A 24055-nucleotide genomic window follows, 5' to 3' on the forward strand; every position below is an offset into this window, starting at 1 on the left:
GCCGGTGAAGTGGAGTCTCACCGGTCATGGATATTCCGGTATGGGGTTCAGTGCTCCGCGTGCAGCGAGCCACCGATGTACATCGCGGCCAGCATCGCGAAGAGGAATGCCTGCAGGAACTGGATGAACATCTCGAAGCCGGTGAGGATGATGGTCATCACCACGCCGAGGACACCGATGGTGGAGCCCGGCAGGGTCAGCTTCTCGAAGAGGAACCAGAAACCCACCATGCTGAAGAAGGCGAGCAGCATGTGGCCCGCGAACATGTTCGCGAACAGTCGCACGGCGTGCGTGAACGGCGCGATGATCATGTTCGAGAGGAACTCGATCGGGGCCAGCAGTAGATAGATCGGCTTCGGCAGCCCCGGCGGGAACATCATGTTCTTGAAGTAGCCGATGCCACCCTGGTGCTTGACGCCCAGGTAGATCTTCAGGACGTAGATCGAGAGCGCCAGCACGAACGGGAAGGCGATGTGCGAGGCGACCGGGAACTGGAGGAAGGGGATGACGCCCATGAGATTCCAGACCAGCACCAGGAAGAAGACGCTGACGAGCAGGCCCATCCACCGGTCGGTGTCCTTGCCCAGGAAGGGCCGGGCGACCTGGTCACGAACGAACATGTAGCCATATTCGGTGACGTTCTGGATGCCCCGGGGGACGAGTTTCGGCTTGGCGAAGGCCGCCCAGCACACGCCGATCACGATGATCGAGCTGAGAATGGCGAGCAGGACCGGCTTGGTGAACCAGGCGACCCCGGGAATGATGGGGGGCAGGTCGAACAGCTCGCCAGGCGTCGGCGCACCGAACTCACCCGGTGGTGCCGCTAGGACCGTCAGCGCACTCACGCGGCGTTCCCTTCAACGTCGTAGTGGATCACAGGAATTTCCTCGGCGAAGCGGTCGCGGCGTGGGGCTAGCGACCGTGCCGTCGGTAGACCGCGTAGCCGGCCAGCACCAGCCCCAGGACGATGCCTATGGGGAAGAACGCGGACAGGTCGAGCCAACGGTCCAGCAACCAGCCGATGCCGCCGTAGACCGCCATCCCGGCGAGAAGATAGCTGGGGACTGACCACATGGCGTCGGCGAAGTCGCGACCGTCTGTCTCCGGTCGGCGTTCCTGTTCGCTCATCGCGGCCCTGACGATAGCAGGCGGGCAGAGGACTAGTCATATCGGACCCCGTGTTTTACCAGGCTCATCAGTCGCCGTGCCCGGGGACCTTGGCGTCGGGGTCGACGTACAGCATCTTGGTCTTGAGGAAGGCGCGGACCTCGAAGGCCGTCCACACGATCGTGCCGACCACCACGGTCCAGGCGAAAGCCTGCGAGTTCCACAGCGTGGTGTCGCCGAAGGTGGCCAGCATCAGCATGATGACGATGACCTTCACGAGGTAGCTGCCCATCGCGGCGATGGCCATCAGCTGGGGCGAGACGCGGGCCGCGTACGACACGGCCACCACGCTGACGCTGAAGAAGACCATCACCAGGAGCACGCCGATGGCCGCGCCGAGCGCTCCTTTGCCACCGGCCAGGATGGTGGCCGCGGCCAGCGCGACGACTCCGACCCCGAGGGTGGGAAGCGCGGCGCTTTTCAGTACGCGCACGTCGTTGGCCTGCATCGGTGCTCCATCGCGAGTTATCAAGCGAGCGTTTGCTACCTCCAGAACACGAAAATCTGGAGGCCCTGCTCGTGAAAGATATCACAAGCTCACGGAAGGCTGCTTTTACCTGCCGTTTCTAGTTCGCGATCACGATCGGCCCGGATAGATGGGAATGACCGAGTTCGGATCGGTGCTCGGCCGCTCCCGCGGCGGGCCGGGCGGCGGCACCGGCCGCCGGAACTCGGCGTCGGGCCGGACCGGCGGCATCGGGCCGGTGGGCGGGCCGTCGTCGTCGTCGCTCGACGGCTTGCCCCGCGAGGTGTGCGCGCCGCCCCGGCCCCGCCAGCGCGGCAGCGCCATCAGCACCAGCACGCCCAGGGCCAGCAGGATGACCACCGGGAACGCCAGCACCGGCACCGTGACCACGGACATCGCGAAGATGCCGAACGCGAACAGGAACGTCCACGCGTACATGATCATCACGGACTGCCGGTGGGAGTGGCCGATGTCCATCAGCCGGTGGTGCAGGTGGCCGCGGTCGGGCGCGAACGGCGACATCCCGTAGGAGGTGCGGCGCACCACGGCCGTTATCAGATCGATGAGCGGGAGCACCAGGACCGCGGCCGGCACCAGCAGGGGCAGCAGCACGCCGAACCGGTTGATGCCCTCGATGACCGACGGGTCCACCGGCATCACGGTGACGAGCGACGAGGCCAGCACCAGCCCGATCAGCATCGCGCCGGTGTCGCCCATGAAGATCTTGGCCGGGTGGAAGTTGTGCGGCAGGAAGCCGATGCAGGCCCCGATGAGCACGGCGGAGATGGCGGCGGTGGTGGTGATGCGGTCACCGCTGATGTTCTGCCCGAGGTAGATGGAGTAGGCCCAGGTCGCCATGGCGGCGATGCACACGATGCCGGCCGCGAGCCCGTCGAGCCCGTCGACGAAGTTGACCGCGTTGATCGCCACCACCACCACGAGGATCGTGATGATCGCGCTCAGCGTGTAGTCGAGGCTGGTGGAGCCGCCCCAGTCCTTCGGCAGCGGGATGTAGGTCAGTCTCAGCTCGAAGTGGACCAGCACCCCGGCGGCGGCGATCTGCCCGGCCAGCTTGATGAAGGGGTCCATCCCCCACCAGTCGTCCAGGAAGCCGGTCACCGTGATCAGGCCGCCCGCCAGGATCAGGGCCACGACCGGCTCGGCGGCGGTGCCGGCCAGCGCCTTGCCGGTGTTGGTCAGCTGGGCGGCCACCAGCAGCCCGACGACCAGACCCCCGTACATCGCCAGGCCGCCCAGCCGGGGCGTGGGCGTGGTGTGCACGTCACGATCACGGATCTCGGGGGCCGCGCCGATGCGGATGGCGAAGCGGCGCACCAGAGGGACCAGCAGATAGGTCACCGCTGCCGCGATGAGCGCCATGAACAGGTATTCGCGCACGGACCTAGTTTCCCGGATGCTCCGGCCGGCTGTGACCGGAAAACGACACAGACCAGCTTATTATTGGTCCATATAAGGCTGATGTATGCCCAGCAGCGCCGTCACCCTGTCCCTGACGTCCGCGGCCGACTCCTGGTCGCGCACCGCGCGGGCCACCAGCGCCCCGACCTCCCGCAGATCCCGGGGCTCCAGGCCCTGGGTGGTGACGCACGGCGTGCCGACCCGGACGCCCGAGGTCACGCGCGGCGGTTCGGGGTCGTACGGTATCGCGTTGCGGTTGAGCGTGATGCCGGCCGCGGCGCACCTGAGCTCGGCCTCGGCACCGGTGACGCCCAGCCCGCGCACGTCGATCAGCGCCAGGTGGGTGTCCGTGCCGCCGGTGACAGGCCGCATGCCCGCCTCCGCCAGCGCCTCGCTCAGCGCCCGCGCGTTGGCGATCACCTGCCGGGCGTAGCCGGCGAACTCCGGCCGCAGCGCCTCCCCGAACGCCACCGCCTTGGCCGCCACCGCGTGCATCATCGGCCCGCCCTGCGTGAACGGGAACACCGCCCGGTCGATCCGCGCGGCCAGCTCGGCGGTGCACAGGATGCCGCCGCCGCGCGGTCCGCGCAGCGTCTTGTGGGTGGTGAAGGTGACGACGTCCGCCTCCGGGACCGGGGACGGGATGGCGCGGGCCGCGATCAGCCCCATCGGGTGCGCCACGTCCGCCATCAGCCACGCCCCCACCTCGTCGGCGATCCCCCGGAACACCCCGAAGTCGATCAGCCGCGGATAGGCGGTCGCCCCGCACACAATCAGCTTGGGCTGGTGCCGCAGCGCCAGGTCCCTGACCTCGTCGTAGTCGATCAGCTCCGTGTCGCGCCGCACCCCGTACGAGGCCACGTCGAACCACCGTCCGGAGAAGTTGGCCCGCGACCCGTGCGTGAGATGACCGCCGTGCGGCAGCGCCATGGCCAGCATCCGGTCACCCGGCTGCAGCAGCGCCGCGTAGGCGGCCAGGTTGGCGGACGCGCCGGAATGCGGCTGCACGTTGGCGTGCTCGGCGCCGAACAGCTCGCGCGCCCGCTTGACGGCCAGCCGCTCGGCCCGGTCGACGACCTCGCACCCGCCGTAGTAGCGGCCGCCCGGGTAGCCCTCCGCGTACTTGTTGCTCAGCGTGGAGCCGAGGGCGGCCAGCACGGCGGGTGAGGCGAAGTTCTCGCTGGCGATGAGCTGGAGGCCGCCGCGCACCCGCTCGACCTCGTCGAGCAGCAGCGCGGCCACCTCCGGGTCCCGCTCCTCCAGGAGCCCGAAGCCCGGACCGTAGAAGGGTCCTGCGCCCATGACCCCACTGTACGGCGGCGTACCCCTTTGCCCTAGTTTGGCACTCCTTCTCAGGAGAAGGCGTGCGGCGCCCCCGCCGGAGCCGGGATCCACCGGGGCGTGTCGGCGGCCTCGTCGCTGATGGCCGTGAGCACGGCCTGACGGTAGAGGCCGAGCCTGGTGCGCCACTGGCCGATGTCCTCGACGTAGCGCGACCCCACCGGGGCGTCCCAGGTCTGCGGGCTCCTGGCCTTGGCGTAGGGCTTGTCCAGGGCCTTGGACAGCTTGTCGAGCAGGGGCAGGGCCTCCTGCCACGCGGTGACCAGCCGCTGGTACTCAGGGTTGAACTCCCACACCCGCGGCTGCTCGTCGAGCGGACCGGTCGCGGTGGCGGGCGGCATCTCCCCCAGCTCACGGGGCCGCGGCGCGGGCGGATCCACGTACATCAGGCACTCCTCCCATCGTCATCGCCTCGCCGCGGACCACCGGGCTCGACCTGCCCCGGCGGACCGTCGGCCCCCGGGCCCCACTCCCCCTCCGCGCCCTCGACGGACGGCATCTCCATGGACGGAACGCCCGCGGCCCGCGCGATGAGCTCCCGCAGCTCCTCCTCACTCGGCGCCGCACCCTCCCCCGCCACCACACCCGGCCGCAAACCCTCGCCGTACGAGCCCGCACCCTCGGTACGTGAGCCCTCTCCGTACGAGACAACGTCGTCACGGCCTAAGTCCTCGCCGTACGAGACGCTGCCGCCGGGACGCGAGCCCTCGCCGTACGAGCCCGCACCCTCGGTGCGAGAGCCCTCGCCGTACGAGACGACGTCGTCACGGGCTAACCCCTCGCCGTACGAGACCGCACCCTCGGGTCGCGAACCCTCTCCGTACGAGACAACGCCGTCACGGCTCAAGCCTTCTCCGTACGAGACCGCGCCCTCGGTACGCGAACCCTCTCCATATGAGACACCACCGTCCGGACGCGAGCCCTGGCCGTGCAAGACCGCATCGTCACGACGTGAGCCTGCGTCGTACGAGACCGCGCCCTCGGTACGCGAACCGTCGCCGGACGAGACGGCGCCGTCAGGCGGCGGAGCGCTGGCGCTCACAGCGGCCGTGGCGGCGTCATCAGGGGGTGGGGTGGGTGGAACGACCAGCCCGGTGTCGCCACCCCTTGAGGGGGCATCCTGGCCGGTCCCAGGCGTGTCGGGCGTCGCGCGTCCCTGATCGGGCGTCGTCCGTCCCTCGTCAGGCGTGGCGCGCCCCTGGTCTGGCGTGGCGCGTCCCTGGTCGGGCGTCGTCCGTCCCTCGTCGGGCGTCGCGCGTCCCTGATCCGGCGTGGCGCGTCCCTCGTCGGGGGTGGCGCGTCCCTGATCCGGTGGGCGGGTGTCCTGGGAGGTGCCGTCGTCGCAGGGGCCGCCGACGGAGGGCGTGTCGGCCGGCTGGACCTGGTCGAGGTTCTCCAGGAGACTCTCCAGCTCCTTCGCGGTGGGCGGGTCGATGGGCACCTGGACCACCTTGACCCCGTCGATCTCGACGACCTTTGGCCTGCCGGTCTCGATGTCGTCCGGGTGATCCTTACGGGGGGTGTCGGCGATGCCCTGCGTGTTTCCGTCCCGCTGTCCACCGGCATCAGGCTTCTGGGTCCCAGGCTCGCCATCGCACGCCCCGTCCCGTCGGCCATCCTCCCTGGGCTTCGTCTCGGACCGGTCCGCGTCCGGCTTCTCCTGGCCTATCGCGTCCGGCTTCTCGCCTGTATCCGCGTCGGGCTTCTCACCACGAGCGTCGGCATCCGGCTTCTCCTCAGGAGTACCGACGTCGGGCTTGCCCTCTCGTCCCGGGACGCCGTCGTCACACTTCCCGTCCTCACCGGGCTTGGCCTCAGGCCGATCCGCATCCGGCTTCTCACCGCGGGCATCGGCGTCCGGCTTCTCCTCAGGAGTAGCGACATCGGGCTTCTCACCACGAGCGTCGGCGTCAGGCTTCTCCTCGGGGGTACCGGTAACGGGCTTGTCCTCTCGGGCCGTGGCGCCGTCGTCGCACTTCCCGTCCTCACCGGGCTTGGCCTCGGGCCGATCCACATCGGGCTTCTCACCACGAGCGTCGGCGTCAGGCTTATCCTCAGGGGTACCGGCGTCGGGCTTGCCCCCATCGGGTTTCCCGTCCCGCGCGTCCCCGTCCGGCTTCCCGTCCCGGGCATCCGCGTCCGGCTTCCCGTCCCGGCCGTCCGCATCCGGCTTCTCACCACGAGCGTCCGCGTCCGGCTTCTCCTCAGGCGTACCCGCGTCAGGCTTGCCCCCATCCGGCTTCTCGCCCCGCGCATCCGCGTCCGGCTTCTCACTGCGGGCGTCCGCGTCAGGCTTGCCCGGGTCCGGCTTCTCGCCGCGGCTGTCAGCGTCCGGCTTGCCCCCATCGGGCTTGTCGCCCCGCGCGTCCGCGTCCGGCTTGCCCCCGTCGGGTTTCCCGTCCCGCACGTTCCCGTCCGGCTTCCCGTCGCGGGCGTCCGTGTCTGGGTTGGATTTGTCGGGCTTTGGGTCGGTGCCTGGTTTGTCGGTGGGAGGGTCCGTGCGGCGGGAGTCGCCAGAACGGGACTCGCCGGCGGCGCGCTTCTCGAGGAGGTCCAGCCGGGCGGAGACGTCCTTGACCATCCGGTCCGCGGAGTCCGCCACCTGGACGGGCCGATGGGTGGTCTGGGTCGCGAGGCCCGCCCTGGACATGATCTGCGAGACGCGCCCCTCCACCTGGCGCAGCTCGACGGCCGCCTGTTTCGTCTCCGCCAGCAGCTCGCGGACCAGCTGGGGATCCATGCCGTCGAACTTGCCCATGGGCCACTCCCGGACGTCGCTAGCTCCCGGGTCTCACCGTATTCTCGCCACCACCCACAGCGCAGGCGGGATAAGCAGACGGTATCGGTCAGCCGTCGGTCGCGACGTACCCGATGATGCCGCGCAGCTTCTCGACCGGGATGGCGCCGCGGCGCAGGAGCCGGGGCACGGCGGTGGTCAGGTCGAGGATCGACGACGGGGTGTTGTCGGTGGTCTTGCCGCCGTCGAGGTAGACCGCGACCGAGTCGCCGAGCTGCTCCTCCGCCTCCGCCGCGGTGGCGGCGGCCGCCATGCCCGAGCGGTTGGCGCTGGAGACGGCCATCGGGCCGGTCTCCTTGAGCAGGTCGAGCGCCACCGGGTGGAGCGGCATGCGCAGCGCGACCGTGCCCTTGGTGTCGCCGAGGTCCCACGACAGGGCGCGGTTCGCCTTGCAGACGATGGTCAGCGGCCCCGGCCAGAACGCGTCTATCAGGTCCTGCCCGTACGGTCCGAGGTCCTCGACGAGCGCGTTGGCCGCCCGTACGGTGCCGACGAGGACGGGCGGCGGCATGTCGCGGCCGCGGCCCTTGGCGTCCAGCAGCGCGGTGACGGCGGCGGGGGTGAAGGCGTCGGCGCCGATCCCGTACACCGTGTCGGTGGGCAGCACGACGAGCTCGCCGCGCCGGACGGCGGCGGCCGCCTCTCGCAGGCCCTCGGCCCGCTGTTCGAGATCGCTGCAGTCAAAGCGCTTTGTCACGGTCTCATTGCCTCACTCCGCTCGCGAGCGGCGCTCTACGAGGCCTCCTCCTTCCGTCATGTTCGGCGTCGTCCGGAGAAGGCCGCGCCGCTTCGCGTGCATCCTAGTCCTGGCCCAGCCTGGCGGTGACGAATCGGTCTCTGCGGGTGAGATCCTGCCGTAGCCGTACGTCACGCCAGCCGTTGTCTTCCGAGAACTGCAGGTAGACGTCCCTGCCCTGCTCGTCGGCGTGCTCGACGGCGACCCAGCCGCCGGGGCGCAGCAGGCGCCGCGCGGTGAGCTCGACCGCCCGCACCTCGCCGAGCCCGTCGTCGCCGGTGCCGTAGAGGGCGCGTACCGGGTCGTAGTCGCGCACCTCGGGGTCGCGCGGCACCGCGCCGGGCGGGATGTACGGCGGGTTGGAGATGACCAGGTCGACCCTGCCGTTCAGCTCGGGCAGGGCGGCGGCGAGGTCCTCGGGGTGCAGGTGGGTGCGGCCCTGGCCGTGCTCGGAGATGTTGCGCTTGGCCCAGGTGTAGGCGTCGGGGTCGACCTCCACGGCGTGCACCTCGGACAGCGCCACCTCCTGGGCGATCGACAGGGCGATCGCGCCCGAGCCGGTGCCGAGGTCGACGACGAGCGGCGCGGTCACGTCCATCTCGCGCAGCGTCTCGATCGCCCAGCCGGTCATCACCTCGGTCTCGGGGCGCGGCACGAAGACCCCCGGCCCGACCTCCAGGTCGAGGTAGCGGAAGTACGCGCGGCCGGTGATGTGCTGGAGCGGCTCGCGGGCCTCACGCCGCGCGACGCCCTCCCAGAACAGCGCGTCGAAGTCGGCGTCCTTCACGGCGTGCAGTTGGCTCCTGCGCACGCCGTGGACGAACGCCGCGATCTCCTCGGCGTCGGTGCGCGGTGACGGCACACCCGCCTCCGCCAGCCGGGCGGTGGCGAGGGCGATCTCGTCCAGCAGAAATGTCATGAGTGTTGTGCGAGCTTCTCCGCCATCTCGGCGTCGATGAGGGACTGGGTGACGGCGTTGAGTTCACCGTCGAGAACCTGGTCGAGGTTATACGCCTTGAAGCCGACGCGGTGGTCGGAGATGCGGTTTTCCGGGAAGTTGTACGTGCGAACCCGCTCGGAGCGGTCGACGGTGCGCACCTGCGACTTGCGTTCGGCCTGCGCGGCGGCGTCGGCCTGCTCCTGCGCCACGGCCAGCAGCCGGGCGCGCAGGATGCGCAGCGCCGACTCCTTGTTCTGCAGCTGGCTCTTCTCGTTCTGGCAGGAGACGACCACGCCGGTCGGCAGGTGGGTGATGCGGACCGCCGAGTCGGTGGTGTTGACGCTCTGCCCGCCGGGGCCGCTGGAGCGGTAGACGTCGATGCGCAGGTCGTTGGGGTCGATCTGGACCTCGACCTCCTCGGCCTCCGGGTAGACGAGCACGCCGGCGGCGCTGGTGTGGATGCGGCCCTGCGACTCGGTGACGGGCACCCGCTGCACGCGGTGGACGCCGCCTTCGAACTTGAGCCTGGACCACACGCCCTCGTCGCCCTTGGCCTTGATCGCGACCGTGACGTCCTTGTAGCCGCCCAGGTCGGACGGCTGACTGTCGATGATCTCGGTCTTCCAGCCGATCCGCTCGGCGTAGCGGAGGTACATGCGCAGCAGGTCGCCGGCGAACAGCGCGGACTCCTCACCGCCCTCGCCCGCCTTGATCTCCATGATGATGTCCTTGTCATCGTTGGGATCACGCGGGATCAGCAGGTGTTTGAGCCGTTCTTCGAGCTTGGGGATGCGCTCCTCGATCTCCGCCGCCTCGGCCGCGAACCCCTCGTCCTCGCCCGCCAGCTCCCTGGCCGCGGTCAGGTCGTCGCGGGCCGTCTCCAGCTCGCGGTAGGTGGCGACGATGGGGGTGAGCTGGGAGTAGCGCCTGCCGAGCGTGCGGGCCATGCTCTGGTCGGCGTGCACGGCGGGGTCGGCGAGCTGCAGCTCCAGCTCGGAGTATTCCTTGAGCAACTCGTCGAGGTTCACCGTCGGGTCCTTCGTGTGTGGGCTGTGTTCGAACCAAGAACGCCGGCCCGCCGCACGGTCGTGCGTCGGGCCGGCGTCGGTGAAGCTACTTGCCCGAGGCCTTCTTGCCGAAGCGCTTCTCGAAACGCGCCACCCGGCCGCCGGTGTCGAGGATCTTCTGCTTGCCGGTGTAGAAGGGGTGGCAGGCAGAGCAGACGTCGGCGTGGATCACGCCGTTCTTGGCGGTGCTGCGGGTGGTGAACGTGTTGCCGCAGGAGCAGGTCACCTGCGTCACGTGATAGTCAGGGTGGATGTCGCGCTTCATGGCTGTCCTTTCGGGTGCGGTCGCCGGGTCGCCAGACAAGGTGCGACGGAGCGCAGGGGCGGGAGCCGGTACCGCGAAAATCGGTCAGCTACCAGTGTGCCAGATCCTTCAACCGTCCAGCGCCGCCAGGCATTCCACCCGATCTTGATGACGACCCGCGCCGCCGGTCACACTAGGCTCCCGCACATCATCGATCGGACGGGGGACGTCATCAGATGACAGGCAGGGCACGGTCGCTGCTCGCGGCCGCCACGGGGGCGGCGCTGCTCCTCACGGGCACGGGGGTGCCGTCCGCGCAGGCCGGCACGCGGTACGGGCAGGTCTCCACGGTCCCGGACTTCACGGGGGAGGTCCAGGCGGTCGCGTACGTGCCCGCCCACGCCGACGCGGAGGCCAGGGCGACGCTCAAACTGAAGGACCCGGACACGGTCGAGCGCGTCACCGGCTGGATCGTGCCGCCGGGCAAGCAGCGGCGCCGGGTCACGTTCGACCTCAGGCCCGGCTCGGCCACCGTCACCGGGAAGTGGACCGTCGCGCCCGGCGACCCGGCGGGCGCGTGGCGGCTGACCGCCGAGGTCACGCGCGGCGGCGCCCCGCGGGCCAACGACCTCACCGTGCAGGTCGCCGCCAGGCAGGCCATCACCGGGGCGACGGTCAGCCCCTCCCCCGTCAAGCTGGTCAGGGGCAAGGACGTCAAGGTGAGCGTCGAGGTCAAGGTCAAGGGCTCGGAGACGGTCACGGCCAAGCTGGTCGCCGAGAGCTCCACCGCCTACTACGACCTCGGCACCCTCGCCAGGGAGTCGAACGGCGTCCACCGCGGCGTCACGTACTTCGGCGACCACAGCCCGCCCGGCGAGTGGACGCTGCAGGTGCACGCCACCCGCGGCGGCGAGACGCTGAGGAGCCTGCTCTCCTTCACCGTCACGAAACCCGCCGCCGGCACCCCGGCCAAGGCCGGCGCCAGGGTCACCGTCGGCGTGCCGAAGCGAGTCGGCAAGGGCCGGTGGTTCCGCGTGCACGGCAAGGTGTACCGCGACGGCAGGCCGTACAAGCGCAAGAAGGTCCGCATCTATTTCAAGGCCGTGGGCGCCGCGAAGTATCGCCTCGCCGGATACGCGACCACCAACTCCACCGGCCGCTACACCAGGTCCTTCAAGGCCGGCAGGGACGGCTATTACCAGGTGAAGTCGGCCGGCACGAGCAGGACCAGCGCCGCGCTGTCGCCGCAGCGGCTCGTGGACGTCCGCTAGAGACGGAACGGGCGGCGGGGTCGCCCCCGCCGCCCGTCGCGCGTCAGCCGCTAGTCGCGGTCGTTGTTGACCGTGGTCTTCTGCACCTGGAGCAGGAACTCCGCGTTGGACTTGGTCTCCTTCATGCGGTCGAGGAGCAGCTCCAGCGCCTGCTGCATGTCGAGCGCGTGCAGCACCCGGCGCAGCTTCCAGACGATCTGGAGCTCTTCCCTCGCCATGAGGATCTCTTCCTTACGGGTGCCGGACGCGTCGACGTCCACCGCGGGGAAGATGCGCTTGTCGGCCAGGGACCGGTTGAGCTTGAGCTCCATGTTGCCGGTGCCCTTGAACTCCTCGAAGATGACCTCGTCCATCTTGGACCCGGTCTCGACAAGGGCCGTGGCGAGGATCGTCAGCGAGCCGCCGTTCTCGATGTTGCGGGCCGCGCCGAAGAAGCGCTTGGGCGGGTAGAGGGCGGTGGAGTCGACACCACCCGACAGGATGCGCCCGGACGCCGGGGCCGCCAGGTTGTAGGCACGGCCGAGGCGGGTGATCGAGTCGAGCAGGACGACCACGTCATGGCCGAGTTCCACCAGGCGCTTCGCGCGCTCGATCGCCAGCTCCGCGACCGTGGTGTGATCTTCGGCGGGACGGTCGAAGGTCGAGTGGATGACCTCGCCCTTGACCGAACGCTGCATGTCGGTGACCTCTTCAGGCCGCTCGTCGACGAGGACGACCATGAGGTGGCACTCGGGGTTGTTGTGGGTGATCGCGTTGGCGATCGCCTGCAGCACCATCGTCTTGCCGGCCTTCGGCGGCGAGACGATGAGACCGCGCTGGCCCTTGCCGATCGGGGAGACGAGGTCGATGATCCGCGTGGTGAGGATGTTCGGCTCGGTCTCCAGGCGCAGGCGCTCCTGCGGGTAGAGCGGGGTCAGCTTGTTGAAGTCGGGCCGGTTGCGGGCCTGCTCCGGGTCCATGCCGTTGACCGTGTCGAGGCGGACCAGGGCGTTGAACTTCTCGCGTCGCTCGCCATCGCGCGGCTGGCGCACGGCTCCGGTGACGACGTCGCCCTTGCGCAGGCCGTTGCGGCGGATCTGGGCGAGCGAGACGTACACGTCGTTGCTGCCCGGCAGGTAGCCGCTGGTGCGCACGAAGGCGTAGTTGTCGAGGATGTCGAGTATGCCGGCGATCGGGATGAGGACGTCGTCCTCGCCGATCACGGGCTCGCTGCTGTCGAAGCGGTCGCGGCCGCGACCGCGGTTGCGCTCCCTGAACCGGCCCCGGCGGCCACGGCCACCGCGGTCGTCGTCGCCGTCGCCCCGCTGGTCGCCACCGCGCTGGTCGCCCCCACGCTGGTCACTGCCACGCTGGTCGCTACCGCGCTGGTCACTACCCCGCTGGTCGCCTCGGCTGCCCGAGTCGGCGACGCGCTGGTCGCCGCCACGGTCGCCGCCACGGTCACTGCCACGGTCACTGCCACGGTCGTTGCCACGGTCGCCGCGGTCGTTGCCGCGTTCGCGGCGCTCGCCACGGCTGCGGCGCTCGCGCCGGCTCTCACCGCGCTCGCCACGGGAGTCGCCCTGATGGGCGTCCGCCGCGGGCTGCGCGGGCTGCTCGACGACGGGCTCGGCCGGAGCCGCGACGGGCTCGGCGGGCGCGGTCACGGTGGCCGCGGCGGCCACCGGCTCGGCGGCCTGCGGAGCGGGCTCTTCGGCGGTCTTGGCGCGGGAGCGTTCCCTGCGCGTCCGGGTAGGTCGCTCCGTGGCGGGCGCCGCGTCGGCCGCGGCGGGTGCCTCGGCGGCGGGAGCCGCCGCGCCTTCTCCGGAACCGCCACCCTGCTTCTCCTGGATGGCCGCGATGAGCTGGCTCTTCCGCATCCGCCCGGTCCCGCTGATGCCCAGCTCAGCAGCCATCTTCTGCAGCTCGGGCAGCACCTTGGCCGACAGGCCCGTGCCGGAGCGACGCGCGCGGGGCTTGGCCGCGGCGCGAGTGGGGGTGTCGCCGGACGCCGCAGATGTGCCTGTTGCGTCGGAGAGGAGTTCGGTGGTGTCGCTCAACTAAAAGGTCCTTCCCAGGGGTCGGGCCCCGGCTTCGTTCGACCGGGCGTCCCGGAGGTGCTTGCGATCCGGCGGGACAGACCGGGTCGGGGTGCACGTTTGCGATCTTCGGCCGCCGCTGGGGACGGTCGCCACTCTTGGCGAGGGGCTCGTCCAGGCCGCCACAGGACGGTGGCGCGTGGATGACACCCCCCAGATTGCTGCCGACAACCAGATGTCGAGGTGATCGAACGCGCGAGTCCCCGTCGTCGCCACCTCACGTCGGGCCAACCGGGTGTGGGCCAACCGGAGGCGACGGATTCCGGGGAGACAGCCGCGCTGCTCACGCCTCGCGACGTGAAGCATGATGCAACGATGTGTGGCTGACAAGCACGCACCCAACAAGGGGGCACCTGGTGCGGCTATCAGCCTAACATCACCAGCGCACACGGCTATTCCCTGAAGGTCTAGAGAGGCATCAGCGTGTCTCGGGGAACTGAACGTTCGCACCAACTGGGTCGACGTCCATTAGCTGGATGTGCCAGTCACTACCCACTTCTGGCGCGATCAAATCCTGCGAATCCGATGTCGAAAACGCAAGGACCGTGGGACCCGCTCCCGAAACGACGGCGGGCACGCCCACTGCACGGAGCCGTTCTACCAGATCCGCGCTCTCCAGCATGGCAGGCGCGCGGTAGGGCTGGTGCAGACGATCCTCGGTGGCGGCGAGCAGCAGCTCCCGATCCGGACGTCGGGTCAGCGCCGCGATCAGCAACGCGGCCCGGCCGGTGTTGAAGGAGGCGTCCTTGTGGGGCACGTCCTTCGGCAGCAACCCCCGAGCGGTCTCCGTGTCCAGTCGTACCGGTGGAACGATCGCGACGGGGCGGATGCCCGCGTCGGGCGTCAGCTTCACCATACGTGGTGCTCCGTCATGCTCGCTCCATGCGATCGTCAGGCCGCCGGCCAGGCACGGAGCGACGTTGTCGGGGTGGCCTTCGATCTCGGTGGCGAGCGCGTACACCGCGTCGTCGCTCAGCCCGCCGCCGCCCAGCGCCCGCGCGGCCAGGATGCCCGCGCAGATGGCGCCGGACGAGCTGCCGAGCCCGCGCGCGTGCGGGATCCGGTTACGGCACCGCAGCCGGATCCCGGCCGGCTGGGGGACGCCCATCCGGTCGAACGTCCTGCGCATCACCCTGACGATCAGGTTGCCCTCGCCGGTGTCGACCGTCCCCGCGCCCTCGCCCTCGACGGCCACCGTCACGCCGGGCTCGTCGGTGAGCGTGGCCTCGACGTGGTCGTACAGCGTCAGCGCCAGCCCGAGCGTGTCGAACCCCGGCCCGAGATTGGCGGACGTGGCGGGCACGCGTACCTCGACGGTGCTCATTTCTCACCTTTCCCCGCGGACCACGCGGCCCCCGGAACGCGAAGGCTCTTCATGCCTCTCGCACGCACATCCCCGTCATGCCATCCCTCTTCTCCCGCGACCGCCGCCCGGACGCGGGAACACCGTGCCGCGCGAGGGTCAGGCCAGGCTGAGCGCCGAGGCGGCGGCGTGGACGTCGATGGGGATGGTGATCGGGGCGGGCGCGCCGGAGATGGCCCAGTCGGGGTCCTTCAGCCCGTTGCCCGTGACGGTGCAGACGATCCGCTGCCCCGGGTCGACGAGGCCCTCGGCGTGCGCCTGGAGCAGGCCCGCCACGCTGGCCGCCGAGGCCAGCTCGACGAAGACGCCCTCTTCCTGGGCCAGCAGCTTGTAGGCGGCCGCGATCTGCCGGTCGGTCACCTTGTGGATCAGGCCGCCGGACTCGTCTCTGGCCGCCGTGGCGAGCTGCCAGGAGGCGGGGTTGCCGATGCGGATGGCGGTGGCGATGGTGTGCGGGTGGGACACGGGCGCGCCGTCGACGATGGGCGCGGCGCCGCTGGCCTGGAAGCCGAACATGCGCGGCCGCCTGGCGGCCAGGCCGTCCGCGGCGTACTCCTGGTAGCCCATCCAGTAGGCGGAGATGTTGCCCGCGTTGCCCACCGGGATGCAGTGGATGTCGGGGGCGTCGCCGAGCGCGTCGACGATCTCGAACGCGGCCGTCTTCTGTCCCTGGAGGCGGAACGGGTTGACGGAGTTGACCAGCGCGATCGGGTAGTTGGACGACAGCTTGCGCGTCATCTCCAGGCAGTCGTCGAACGACCCCTCGACCTGCAGCAGCGTCGCGCCGTGGACGAGCGCCTGGGCGAGCTTGCCCATCGCGATCTTGCCGCGCGGCACCAGGACGGCGCAGGTGAGACCGGCGCGCACGGCGTAGGCGGCGGCCGAGGCGGAGGTGTTGCCGGTGGAGGCGCAGATGACGGCCTTGGCGCCCTCTTCCACGGCCTTGCTGATGGCCATGGTCATGCCGCGGTCCTTGAAGCTGCCGGTCGGGTTGGCGCCCTCGACCTTGAGGTAGACGTCGCATCCCGTCAGGGCGGAGACGCGGTGCGCTGGCACCAGCGGCGTGCCGCCTTCGAGCAGCGTGATGACGGGCGTCTTGGGGGTGACCGGAAGACGCTCGCGGTACTCCTCGATGAGGCCACGCCAGGACCTGCTCATGCTTGACTCCCTACCTGCGATGTTCCGCACCGAGTGTACGGGGTGGGCGGGGTGTGCGTGCTGAGCGGGGGCGAGCTGTCAAGACCCTGACAAGTGGGGTCGCGCAACGTCATTATTCAGCAAATTCCCAGCATCTCCCGATAGGGTCTCGCCAGGGGGTCATCCACATGAACGCGCGTCCTGCTTTGCCGCAGAACGACTATTCGGCCTTGCTGCCACCCGAGCTGGGTTGCTGGTCTCCGGCACTGTCCGTGAGCGTGGTGATACCCGCGCACGGGGGGCCGCACCTGGAGCTGACGCTCGCCGCGCTGGCGGCGCAGACGTACCCGGGCCACCTCATGGAGGTCCTGGTCGTCGACGACGGCAGCGAGCCGCCCATCGTGCTGCCGGAGATCCGCCCGGCCGACACCAGGATCGTGCGGCCGGAGTGCGGCTGGGGCATCTCCAACGCCGTCAACACCGGCGTCAAGGCCGCCGACGGCGAGATCATCCAGCGGCTCGACGCGGACATGGTGCCATGCCGTGAGCACATCGAGGCGATGGCCCGCTGGCACCACGTGACCGACTACCTGGTCACGATCGGCATGAAGAGGTTCGTCGAGGCGCCGCCGCTCACCGCCCGCGAGGTGTTCGGCGCCCGGTGCCTGGACGAGCTGTTCGACCTGGACGCGGCGGTGGCCAGCTCGACCGAGGCGACGATCGCCAAGACCGACGGGCTGCGCAAGAGCCGCAACCCGTACCACGTGTGCACGGGGCCGACGGTCGCCATGCCGCGCGAGGTGTTCCACGCAGTCGGCGGACTGGACCCGAACGTGCTGCGGGGCGAGGACACCGAGTTCGCCTACCGGCTGGCGATGCACGGCGTGGTCTTCGTACCGGAGACGCGGGCGCAGGCCGTCCACCTGGGGCTGCCCGCGCAGCACCGCGACAGGGAGCGCGCCGTGCGGGCCGTCGAGCCGTACCTGGCGCACCGCGTCCCGCTCCGGCGTGACCTGCGCAAGGACCGCGGGCGGCGGTGGCTGGTGCCGTACGTGGAGGTGGTGCTGGACGTCACGGGCGCCGCGGAGGCGGACGTGCGGCGCGCGGTCTCGGCGGCGCTCGACGGCAAGCTGCACGACGTGGTGGTGACGCTGGTCGGGCCGTGGTCCCGGCTGCGCGAGGGACGGCGGTCCGTGCTGGCGGACCCGCACTTCGACCTGCGGCTGATGCGCGACCTGTTCGGCCACGACGACCGGATCAGGCTCATCGACGAGGCCGCGCCGACACCCGCGCCGATCCCCTTCCGTTACCGGGGGCCGGTGGAGGTGCCGCTGCACCGGGTCACGCTGGAGCGGATGATCGAGACGGTGCAGAAGGACCTGACGGGCGTGCTGGTCGTGGACCTGCCGGACGGCCGCGAGGCCCGGCTGGAGCGCACCTCCGCGCTGGGCCGCGCCCTGCTCCTGTCGGGTCCCTGCGAGGACCCGGACGCGGTCGTCGGCACCACCCACGGAGTACGCCGCGTCTCCCCCGACCGTTACTGGCCGCAGCCGAAGGAACAGCCGCCTGCCCCGGTCACCATCCCGGCCCCGGCGGCCCCCGGCCCCGACCGCACCCTCCTGGGCCGCCTCAGATCCGCGCTACGCCCCGACTGACGTACGAGAAAGGCGCCTACTTGCGGAGGGCGCGTTTGACGCGGGCGGAGAAGGCCGTGCGGAGGGTCTGCCGGCTGCGGTCGGCGGCGGACAGGTCGCGGCGCAGGCCCGCCGCCTCCTTGCGGAGCGTGGCGATCTCCCGGCGGTACTCGACGGCGCTCTTGCGCCACTTGCCCGCCTCGTCGCGCCACCTGGCCACCTCGCCCCGCAGCCGCTCGGTCTCCTTGGCCAGCCGCTCCGCCTCCGCCTGGGCCGCGACCCGGGCCCGGTAGGCGCTGCGGCGGCCCTGCGGCGCCGGCTGTTCGCCGGCGAAACCGCAGCTCTCACCGGACACCCAGACGATGCCGGACACCTCGTCCACCACGTCGTCGAGGTCCTCGCCCGGACCGGCGAGCATGCGGGCCCTGGCGAAGGACGCGGCGCGTTCGAGCCGGGCGGACACCACCCCGTCCGGCGTCTCGTCGAGCAGGATGTTGATCAGCCCGAGCCCTTCGGTGCGCGCCCGTTCGAGCAGCGCGGCCACGGAGTCCTCGCCGGGCGCCCAGCCGGGCGGCAGCCGCAGCACGTACGGCACGGCCGGGTCGACGCGGTCGTCGGCGGCCAGCCGCACCCGGCGCTCGTACGCGTAGTGCCCGCGGACCAGCTCCAGCTCCAGGTTCGGGTCCCGGAGCGGGGCGCGGCGGTCGCGTTCGAGCGTGTCCCAGGGCCCGACGAGCACCACGCGCAGGTCGTGCGCCGTGCCCGCCAGCAGCGCGTCCACGGTCGCGCGCACGGTGTCGTACCCGGCGGTCCCGTCGACCAGGACCTCCAGGTACGGGATCTTCCACGTGCGGCCCGGATGGCGGCGCAGCCAGCGGTAGGCGGGGATGCGGTCGCCGATGAACGCGTAGCTGACCCGGTCGATGCGCTCCTTGTGGCGCATCCGCATGGTGGGGCCAAGATGGTAGGCGCGGGCTTCCGGTTCGGGCACGAACACGGCCCCCGCCTGCATGAGCCGGTAGCCCATCTCGGTGTCCTGGCCGAGGACGAGGTCGCCGTCCATGGGCCCGGCGGCCTCGATCAGCCGGGCGCTGACGGAGGTGGCGCCGCCGACGTGCAGGCTGAAGGGGCGCTCGCCGTTGTCGGTCAGCCCGTCGGTCCGCTCGACCAGGCGGACGATCCAGGCGTGCGGCTCGGCCGGCTCGAAGTACGCCTCCATGTCGTCGGGCAGCTTCTCGGGCAGCGGGGACTCGGAGAAGCGGATGTAGCCGGTGACGGCGAGGTACGGGGCCGCGTGGTGCCAGCGCATGTGCGCCGTGATCGCGCCGGCGGTCGGCACCACGTCGGAGTCGAGCCAGTGGATGACGTCGCCCGTGGCCTCGGCCAGCCCGGCGTTGCGCGCGCTGCCGCGGCCGGGGGTCTCGCAGCGGATCAGCCGGGTGTCCGGCGGGCAGTCGGCGGGCAGCCGCAGGGGCGGGTCGCTGCCGTTGTCGACGACGATGACCTCGGTCAGACCGGCCGGGTAGGTCTGCCTGGCGAGCCCGGCGAGCACCAGGTCGAGCTTGTCCTGGGCGCCGTAGGCGGGGATGACCACGCTCACCCGCAGCTCCGGCTCGAAGTCCGCGGCGGGCCGGATCGGGCGGTAGTCGTTGTTGCGTACCCTCATGCCGCTTCCATCAGCAGGCTGGGACGGAAGCCGTGCCACTGGTTGGCCGCGACCTTGACGAAGTGGGCCAGCGGCAGCTGCCAGGTGTGCTGCTCGCTCAGCCCGCGGCGCAGCACGTACCCGAGCCCGTGGGTGCGGTACACCCGCGCGCCGAGACCGGTCGCCGCCTTGAGAAACTCCCGATCCACTGCCGAATGCAAGGCAGGAAACCCCCCTATTTCCTGAAATTTCTCCCGGGACAGCAAGATCGTCCCGCCCGCTATGTGATCCGCCCACACCTCACTCGGGTACGAGGCCCCGCTCGCGAAGGTCGTGCGCCTGATCGTCAGGTTGAGCGGCTCCAGATAGAAGAACTCGCCCGTCACGCCGACCACGTCGGCCCCCGAATAGGCGGCGGCCATGAGCAGATCGGAAAGATGGCCGGGACCGTACCAGTCGTCGTCGTCCCACTTGGTGACGTAGTCGCCGCCGGCCCGGGCGGCGGCCCGGTTCAGCACCTCGCCGAACGGGACCCCGGCGTCCGCCTCCACCCAGCTCACCGGCAGCGGGCAGCCCTCGACGGCCTCCCGCACCCGCTCGAACGCGACCCCGTGCAGCCCGAGCACCACCTCGGCCCGCACCCCGCGCTGGCGCGCCATCTGGCCCAGCGCGGAGGCGACGTACTCCGGCCGTTTGGTCGCCATCACCACGCTGACCAGCGGCTGCGCGGGCCGGCGAGGCGCGGCCAGGCGGCGCAGACGGATGCTGTGCTCCTCGCGCCGCAGGTCGGCCAGGCACCGCGCGGTGCCGTCGGGCTCGTGCGCCAGCCAGGCGTGGTCGGTGAGCGGCTCCCGCAGTTCCTCCGGCACCCACGGAGGCGCCCCGGACGACGTCAGCGGCACCCCGGCGGCGGCCATGCGCATGACGCCGTCGAGCGGCACCCGCTGCTCGGGCCAGTCGACTTCGAGCCCGCGCAGCGCCCGCAGCGCCGCCTCCCCGGGCTCCTCCTGCCCGTCCACGACCCATTCGCCGTCACGCCAGAGCAGGCGGGCAAGCCCTTTCTCCGGCGTGCGCGCGAAACCGCATGGGGTGAGGGACATCGCTGCTGCTCCTGAGGACCGGAAACTCGACCGGCGCCTACCTTACGCCGCTTCTTACACAAGCGGACTCATCCGGTGTTCTTTCCCGGAAACCCCGAAGGCTGGTCACAGCACTCATTCAGCATCTTCTACGCGTAGTTACATTTCCCGCAGAAGATCACGGATAGTGTACGAAATCATCCCGTGATCAGCTCTTCACGATCACGGGATGAAAACGGTGATTCGCGGTTACTCGTCGCCCTCGACGCGCATCACGCTGGCGACGGCCCGGACGATGTCGAGCTCGCGCAGCCCCTCCATCGTCGCCGAGAGCGCCGCGTCGGTGGCCCGGTGGGTGACGATGACGAGCTGGGCGTCGTCGCCGTGGCCCTCCTGGCGCACCGTCTGGATGGACACGTCGTGCTTGGCGAACAGCTCCGCCACCCGGGCCAGGACACCCGGCTTGTCGGCGACGTCCAGCGCGACGTGGCAGCGGGTGACGGTCTCGCCCATGGGATGCACGCGCAGCGACGCGTAGGTCGACTCCTGCGGCCCGCGGGCGCCGGCCAGCCGGTTGCGGCCGACGGCCACCAGGTCGCCGAGCACGGCCGAGGCCGTGGGGGCGCCGCCCGCGCCCTTGCCGTAGAACATGAGCTGGCCCGCCGACTCGGCCTCGACGAAGACCGCGTTGTAGGCCTCGCGCACCCCGGCCAGCGGGTGGGACCTGGGGATCATGGCGGGGTGGACGCGGACGCCGATGGAGCGGCCGTCGTCGGAGCGGGCGCAGATGGCCAGCAGCTTGATGACGTAGCCCATGTCCTTGGCGGAGGCCACGTCGGTGGCGGTGATCTCGGTGATGCCCTCGCGGTGGACCTGCTCGGCGGTGACCCGGCTGTGGAAGGCGAGGCTCGCCAGGATGGCGGCCTTGGCCGCGGCGTCGAAGCCCTCGACGTCGGCGGTGGGGTCGGCCTCCGCGTAGCCGAGGGTCTGGGCCTCCTCCAGGGCGTCGGTGAAGGACGCGCCGGTCGAGTCCATCTTGTCGAGGATGTAGTTGGTGGTGCCGTTGACGATGCCGAGCACGCGGTTGACGCGGTCACCGGCCAGCGACTCGCGCAGCGGCCGCAGCAGCGGGATCGCCCCGGCCACGCTCGCCTCGAAGTAGAGGTCGCCGCCGCCGGCCCTGGCCGCTTCGTACAGGCTCGCGCCGTCTTCGGCCAGCAGCGCCTTGTTGGCGGTGACGACGGACTTGCCGCGGGTCAGCGCGGCGGTGATGAGCGAGCGGGCGGGCTCGATGCCGCCGATGACCTCGATGACGATGTCGACGTCGTCGCGGGTGACGAGCGACTCGGCGTCGGTGGTGAACAGGCCGGGGTCGACCTCCACGTCGCGTTTGCGGCCCAGGCGGCGCACGGCGACGCCGGCGATCTCGAACGGGGCGCCGACGCGGGCGGCGAGGTCGTCGTGCTGCTCGTGCATGAGCCGGATGACCTGGGAGCCGACCACTCCACAGCCCAGCAGGGCCACCTTCAACGGTTTCACAGCTGCCCCCTCAACAGGTCGTCCTCGGTCTCGCCCCGCACGATCACCCGGGACCGGCCGTCGGAGACGGCGACCACGGCAGGTTTGGGCAGGTAGTTGTAGTTGTTGGCCAGGGAACGGCAGTAGGCGCCGGTGGCGGCGACCGCCACCAGGTCGCCGGGCACCAGGTCGGCCGGCAGGTAGCAGTCGCGCACGATCATGTCGCCGCTCTCGCAGTGCTTGCCGACGACGCGGCTCAGCATGGGCGCGGCGTCGCTCTCGCGGCTGGCCAGCACGACGGTGTATTCGGCGCCGTAGAGTGCGGTGCGGACGTTGTCGCTCATGCCGCCGTCGATGCTCACGTACGTGCGCAGCCCCTCGACGTCCTTGACCGTGCCGACCTCGTACAGGGTGATGCCGCCGGTGCCGACGATGGCGCGGCCGGGCTCGACGGTGAGGCGGGGCACGGGCAGCCCGGCGTCGGTGCAGACCTTGCGCACGATCTCGCGCAGGCTGTCGGCGATGGTCTTGACGTCGAGCGCCTCGTCGCCCTCGACGTAGGCGATGCCGTAGCCGCCGCCGAGGTCGAGCTCGGGCAGCACGACGCCGTGCTCCTCCTTGATCTGCACGAGCAGCGCGGTGAGGCGGCGGGCGGCCACCTCGAACCCGGCCGTGTCGACGATCTGGGACCCGATGTGGGAGTGGAGGCCGACCAGCTCCAGCGACGGCAGCTCCAGGACGCGGCGCACGGCCTCGGCGGCGGCGCCGGAGCTCAGCGACAGGCCGAACTTCTGGTCGTCGTGGGCGGTGGCGATGAACTCGTGGGTGTGCGCCTCGACGCCGGTGGTCACCCGGATCATGACCTTAGGCCGCTTGCCGAGCTCGGCGGCGAAGTAGCCGAGCCGGGCGATCTCCTCGTAGGAGTCGACCACGACGTGGCCGACGCCGACCTCCAGGGCCCGCCTCAGCTCGGCCGACGACTTGTTGTTGCCGTGGAGGGTGATGCGCTCGGCGGGGAAGCCGACGCTCAGCGCCACAGCCAGCTCGCCCCCGCTGGCCACGTCGAGGCCGAGCCCCTCGTCCTGCAGCCAGCGGACCATCTCCTTGCACAGGAAGGCCTTGCCCGCGTAGTGGACGTCGGAGCCGGCGAAGGCGGTGACGTAGTCGCGCATGCGCGAGCGCACGTCGTCCTCGTCGAGGACGTACAGCGGGGTGCCGTACTCGCGGGCCAGATCGCGTATGTCCAGCCCGCCGATCGTGAGCGCGCCGTCGGCCCGGCCGGCCGTTCGCGGCCAGATCGCGGGGTTGATCCGGTTGAGGTCGGCGGGCGCCAGCGGAGGGCGCTCGTGGGGCGGCGGCTCGGCGTGCCGGTCCCCGGCTGGGTGGGCGAATCGACTCACCCGATCGAGGCTATCGGAACGGCCCGTCTGCCCGTGCCCGGTGCTCACCTATCGAGACACGATCATGGGCCGACGGGCGAAGATTTTACGTCTTTTTACTGTTTCGCCGGATATATCTTAGATGCGGTCCGGTCCCGCCAGCACGCTCTCCACCGCCGCCGCCAGCCGCACCCTCGCGGTGTGCACCGGCCGCGGCGGCGCGTCTCCCATCGGCACCGCGGGGGCGCGCTCGTGCGCGTCGTGGTACGCCAGCGCCAGCCGCACCTGGTAGGCGTCCCAGCCCGGATCCCTGCTCGCCGCCCGTCCCGGCAGCTCGGCCAGCACCCGCAGGACTTTCCTGTCGTACGGGGACTCCAGCAGGCCGGGCCGGAAGCCGGTCTCCGGGACGCCCAGGTCGCGCGCCCACCGCCGCACGCCCGCCGCCCGCGCGTGCCCGTACCGGACCACGAACCCGGGGTTCTCCCACGTACGGGGGAAGTCCGGCCAGGCGGGCTCCGGCAGCGCGGGAGGTTCGAAGTCGTCCAGGAGCGCCCCCGGCACGGCCACCACGACCCGCACGAACCCGCCGGGCAGCGCCTCGGCCCCGGTCACGCCCGGCAGCGCCCGCAGCCGCGCGGCCAGATCCTCCGCCGGCACCCCGCTCCGCAACGCGGCGGGCGAGACGTAGGCCGCCTCCCGCTCCCACGTGCCGTCAGGGACCGGCGGCTCCCCGAGCACCTCCGCCAGTCGCGCGATCACCGGGACCCCCGCCGG

21 protein-coding genes are annotated in these 24055 nt (G+C 70.9%); 2 read left to right on the forward strand and 19 right to left on the reverse strand.

The genetic code is table 11. From position 1 onward, the window contains the following. Nucleotides 1-47: 47 nt before the first annotated feature. The 11 genes from atpB to rpmE all read right to left on the reverse strand — a co-directional run bounded on the left by atpB (nt 48) and on the right by rpmE (nt 10198). The gene (atpB, locus tag ACIBF7_RS25945) at nt 48-845 is read right to left on the reverse strand and encodes a F0F1 ATP synthase subunit A (RefSeq protein WP_271280216.1); all 798 of its coding nucleotides are present in this window, start codon (nt 843-845) and stop codon (nt 48-50) included. A gap of 67 nt (nt 846-912) precedes the next feature. Continuing rightward, entirely contained in the window at nt 913-1128 is a 216-nt protein-coding gene (locus ACIBF7_RS25950) for an AtpZ/AtpI family protein (protein ID WP_187281350.1), read from the reverse strand. Nucleotides 1129-1195: 67 nt separating this feature from the next. Next, entirely contained in the window at nt 1196-1615 is a 420-nt protein-coding gene (locus tag ACIBF7_RS25955; RefSeq protein WP_148033917.1) for a hypothetical protein, read from the reverse strand. Nucleotides 1616-1744: 129 nt separating this feature from the next. Continuing rightward, nucleotides 1745-3031 (reverse strand): glycosyltransferase family 4 protein, encoded by a 1287-nt coding sequence (locus ACIBF7_RS25960; protein ID WP_219551051.1) that lies wholly within the window; start codon nt 3029-3031, stop codon nt 1745-1747. A 60-nt stretch (nt 3032-3091) separates the two neighbouring features. Next, nucleotides 3092-4354: a serine hydroxymethyltransferase gene (glyA, locus tag ACIBF7_RS25965; protein ID WP_397198356.1), complete on the reverse strand. Its 1263-nt coding sequence runs from the start codon at nt 4352-4354 to the stop codon at nt 3092-3094. Between the two features lie 50 nt (nt 4355-4404). Next, nucleotides 4405-4779, reverse strand: a complete 375-nt coding sequence (locus ACIBF7_RS25970) for a hypothetical protein (protein WP_148033919.1) — start codon at nt 4777-4779, stop codon at nt 4405-4407. Further along, the gene (locus ACIBF7_RS25975; RefSeq protein ID WP_397198357.1) at nt 4779-7151 is read right to left on the reverse strand and encodes a hypothetical protein; all 2373 of its coding nucleotides are present in this window, start codon (nt 7149-7151) and stop codon (nt 4779-4781) included. The genes ACIBF7_RS25970 and ACIBF7_RS25975 overlap by 1 nt, the downstream gene beginning before the upstream one ends. A gap of 88 nt (nt 7152-7239) precedes the next feature. Further along, a complete protein-coding gene (locus ACIBF7_RS25980) occupies nt 7240-7887 on the reverse strand; it encodes an L-threonylcarbamoyladenylate synthase (protein WP_148033921.1) in 648 nt (215 codons plus the stop codon). Nucleotides 7888-7990: 103 nt separating this feature from the next. Next, entirely contained in the window at nt 7991-8845 is an 855-nt protein-coding gene (gene prmC / locus ACIBF7_RS25985) for a peptide chain release factor N(5)-glutamine methyltransferase (protein ID WP_219551045.1), read from the reverse strand. Further along, nucleotides 8842-9894, reverse strand: coding sequence for a peptide chain release factor 1 (gene prfA, locus ACIBF7_RS25990; RefSeq protein ID WP_397198358.1), 1053 nt, complete (start codon nt 9892-9894; stop codon nt 8842-8844). Before prfA ends, prmC begins: the two co-directional genes overlap by 4 nt. Before the next feature lie 85 nt (nt 9895-9979). Next, complete coding sequence (gene rpmE, locus ACIBF7_RS25995) at nt 9980-10198, reverse strand: 50S ribosomal protein L31 (protein WP_148033924.1); 219 nt, start codon at nt 10196-10198, stop codon at nt 9980-9982. Nucleotides 10199-10413: 215 nt separating this feature from the next. On the opposite strand from rpmE, the gene ACIBF7_RS26000 reads away from it, so the two are divergent. Beyond that, the gene (locus ACIBF7_RS26000; protein WP_397198359.1) at nt 10414-11448 is read left to right on the forward strand and encodes a hypothetical protein; all 1035 of its coding nucleotides are present in this window, start codon (nt 10414-10416) and stop codon (nt 11446-11448) included. A gap of 50 nt (nt 11449-11498) precedes the next feature. On the opposite strand, the gene rho is transcribed toward ACIBF7_RS26000, so the two are convergent. From rho to thrC, 3 genes are all read right to left on the reverse strand, one after another. Then, nucleotides 11499-13487: a transcription termination factor Rho gene (rho, locus tag ACIBF7_RS26005; protein WP_397198360.1), complete on the reverse strand. Its 1989-nt coding sequence runs from the start codon at nt 13485-13487 to the stop codon at nt 11499-11501. Nucleotides 13488-13944: 457 nt separating this feature from the next. After that, nucleotides 13945-14850: a homoserine kinase gene (gene thrB, locus ACIBF7_RS26010; protein ID WP_219551283.1), complete on the reverse strand. Its 906-nt coding sequence runs from the start codon at nt 14848-14850 to the stop codon at nt 13945-13947. 138 nt (nt 14851-14988) lie between these two features. Beyond that, the gene (thrC, locus tag ACIBF7_RS26015) at nt 14989-16047 is read right to left on the reverse strand and encodes a threonine synthase (RefSeq protein ID WP_148033928.1); all 1059 of its coding nucleotides are present in this window, start codon (nt 16045-16047) and stop codon (nt 14989-14991) included. A gap of 251 nt (nt 16048-16298) precedes the next feature. Between thrC and ACIBF7_RS26020 the strand changes: the two genes are divergently transcribed. Further along, nucleotides 16299-17681 (forward strand): glycosyltransferase family 2 protein, encoded by a 1383-nt coding sequence (locus tag ACIBF7_RS26020; RefSeq protein ID WP_261808806.1) that lies wholly within the window; start codon nt 16299-16301, stop codon nt 17679-17681. A gap of 16 nt (nt 17682-17697) precedes the next feature. On the opposite strand, the gene ACIBF7_RS26025 is transcribed toward ACIBF7_RS26020, so the two are convergent. From ACIBF7_RS26025 to ACIBF7_RS26045, 5 genes are all read right to left on the reverse strand, one after another. Next, on the reverse strand, nt 17698-19326 hold the full coding sequence (locus tag ACIBF7_RS26025; protein ID WP_397198361.1) for a glycosyltransferase: 1629 nt from the start codon (nt 19324-19326) through the stop codon (nt 17698-17700). Beyond that, on the reverse strand, nt 19323-20405 hold the full coding sequence (locus ACIBF7_RS26030; RefSeq protein WP_148033931.1) for a glycosyltransferase: 1083 nt from the start codon (nt 20403-20405) through the stop codon (nt 19323-19325). The genes ACIBF7_RS26025 and ACIBF7_RS26030 overlap by 4 nt, the downstream gene beginning before the upstream one ends. Before the next feature lie 228 nt (nt 20406-20633). Beyond that, complete coding sequence (locus tag ACIBF7_RS26035) at nt 20634-21923, reverse strand: homoserine dehydrogenase (RefSeq protein WP_271275442.1); 1290 nt, start codon at nt 21921-21923, stop codon at nt 20634-20636. Beyond that, a complete protein-coding gene (gene lysA, locus ACIBF7_RS26040) occupies nt 21920-23302 on the reverse strand; it encodes a diaminopimelate decarboxylase (protein ID WP_148033932.1) in 1383 nt (460 codons plus the stop codon). Before lysA ends, ACIBF7_RS26035 begins: the two co-directional genes overlap by 4 nt. A gap of 117 nt (nt 23303-23419) precedes the next feature. After that, entirely contained in the window at nt 23420-24040 is a 621-nt protein-coding gene (locus ACIBF7_RS26045; protein ID WP_397198362.1) for an anticodon-binding protein, read from the reverse strand. Nucleotides 24041-24055 lie beyond the last annotated feature (15 nt).

The sequence above is a fragment of the Nonomuraea sp. NPDC050478 genome (assembly GCF_044458265.1).
Taxonomy (GTDB): domain Bacteria; phylum Actinomycetota; class Actinomycetes; order Streptosporangiales; family Streptosporangiaceae; genus Nonomuraea; species Nonomuraea ferruginea.

Bases quoted from the DNA above. Each gene is read 5' to 3' on its own strand.
- ACIBF7_RS25970 (WP_148033919.1), bottom strand. From the start codon at position 4,779: ATGTACGTGGATCCGCCCGCGCCGCGGCCCCGTGAGCTGGGGGAGATG.
- rpmE (WP_148033924.1), bottom strand. From the start codon at position 10,198: ATGAAGCGCGACATCCACCCTGACTATCACGTGACGCAGGTGACCTGC.
- thrB (WP_219551283.1), bottom strand. From the start codon at position 14,850: ATGAGCACCGTCGAGGTACGCGTGCCCGCCACGTCCGCCAATCTCGGG.
- ACIBF7_RS26030 (WP_148033931.1), bottom strand. From the start codon at position 20,405: ATGTCCCTCACCCCATGCGGTTTCGCGCGCACGCCGGAGAAAGGGCTT.
- ACIBF7_RS25955 (WP_148033917.1), bottom strand. From the start codon at position 1,615: ATGCAGGCCAACGACGTGCGCGTACTGAAAAGCGCCGCGCTTCCCACC.
- ACIBF7_RS26025 (WP_397198361.1), bottom strand. From the start codon at position 19,326: ATGAGGGTACGCAACAACGACTACCGCCCGATCCGGCCCGCCGCGGAC.
- ACIBF7_RS26000 (WP_397198359.1), top strand. From the start codon at position 10,414: ATGACAGGCAGGGCACGGTCGCTGCTCGCGGCCGCCACGGGGGCGGCG.
- thrC (WP_148033928.1), bottom strand. From the start codon at position 16,047: ATGAGCAGGTCCTGGCGTGGCCTCATCGAGGAGTACCGCGAGCGTCTT.
- ACIBF7_RS25975 (WP_397198357.1), bottom strand. From the start codon at position 7,151: ATGGGCAAGTTCGACGGCATGGATCCCCAGCTGGTCCGCGAGCTGCTG.
- prmC (WP_219551045.1), bottom strand. From the start codon at position 8,845: ATGACATTTCTGCTGGACGAGATCGCCCTCGCCACCGCCCGGCTGGCG.
- glyA (WP_397198356.1), bottom strand. From the start codon at position 4,354: ATGGGCGCAGGACCCTTCTACGGTCCGGGCTTCGGGCTCCTGGAGGAG.
- ACIBF7_RS25950 (WP_187281350.1), bottom strand. From the start codon at position 1,128: ATGAGCGAACAGGAACGCCGACCGGAGACAGACGGTCGCGACTTCGCC.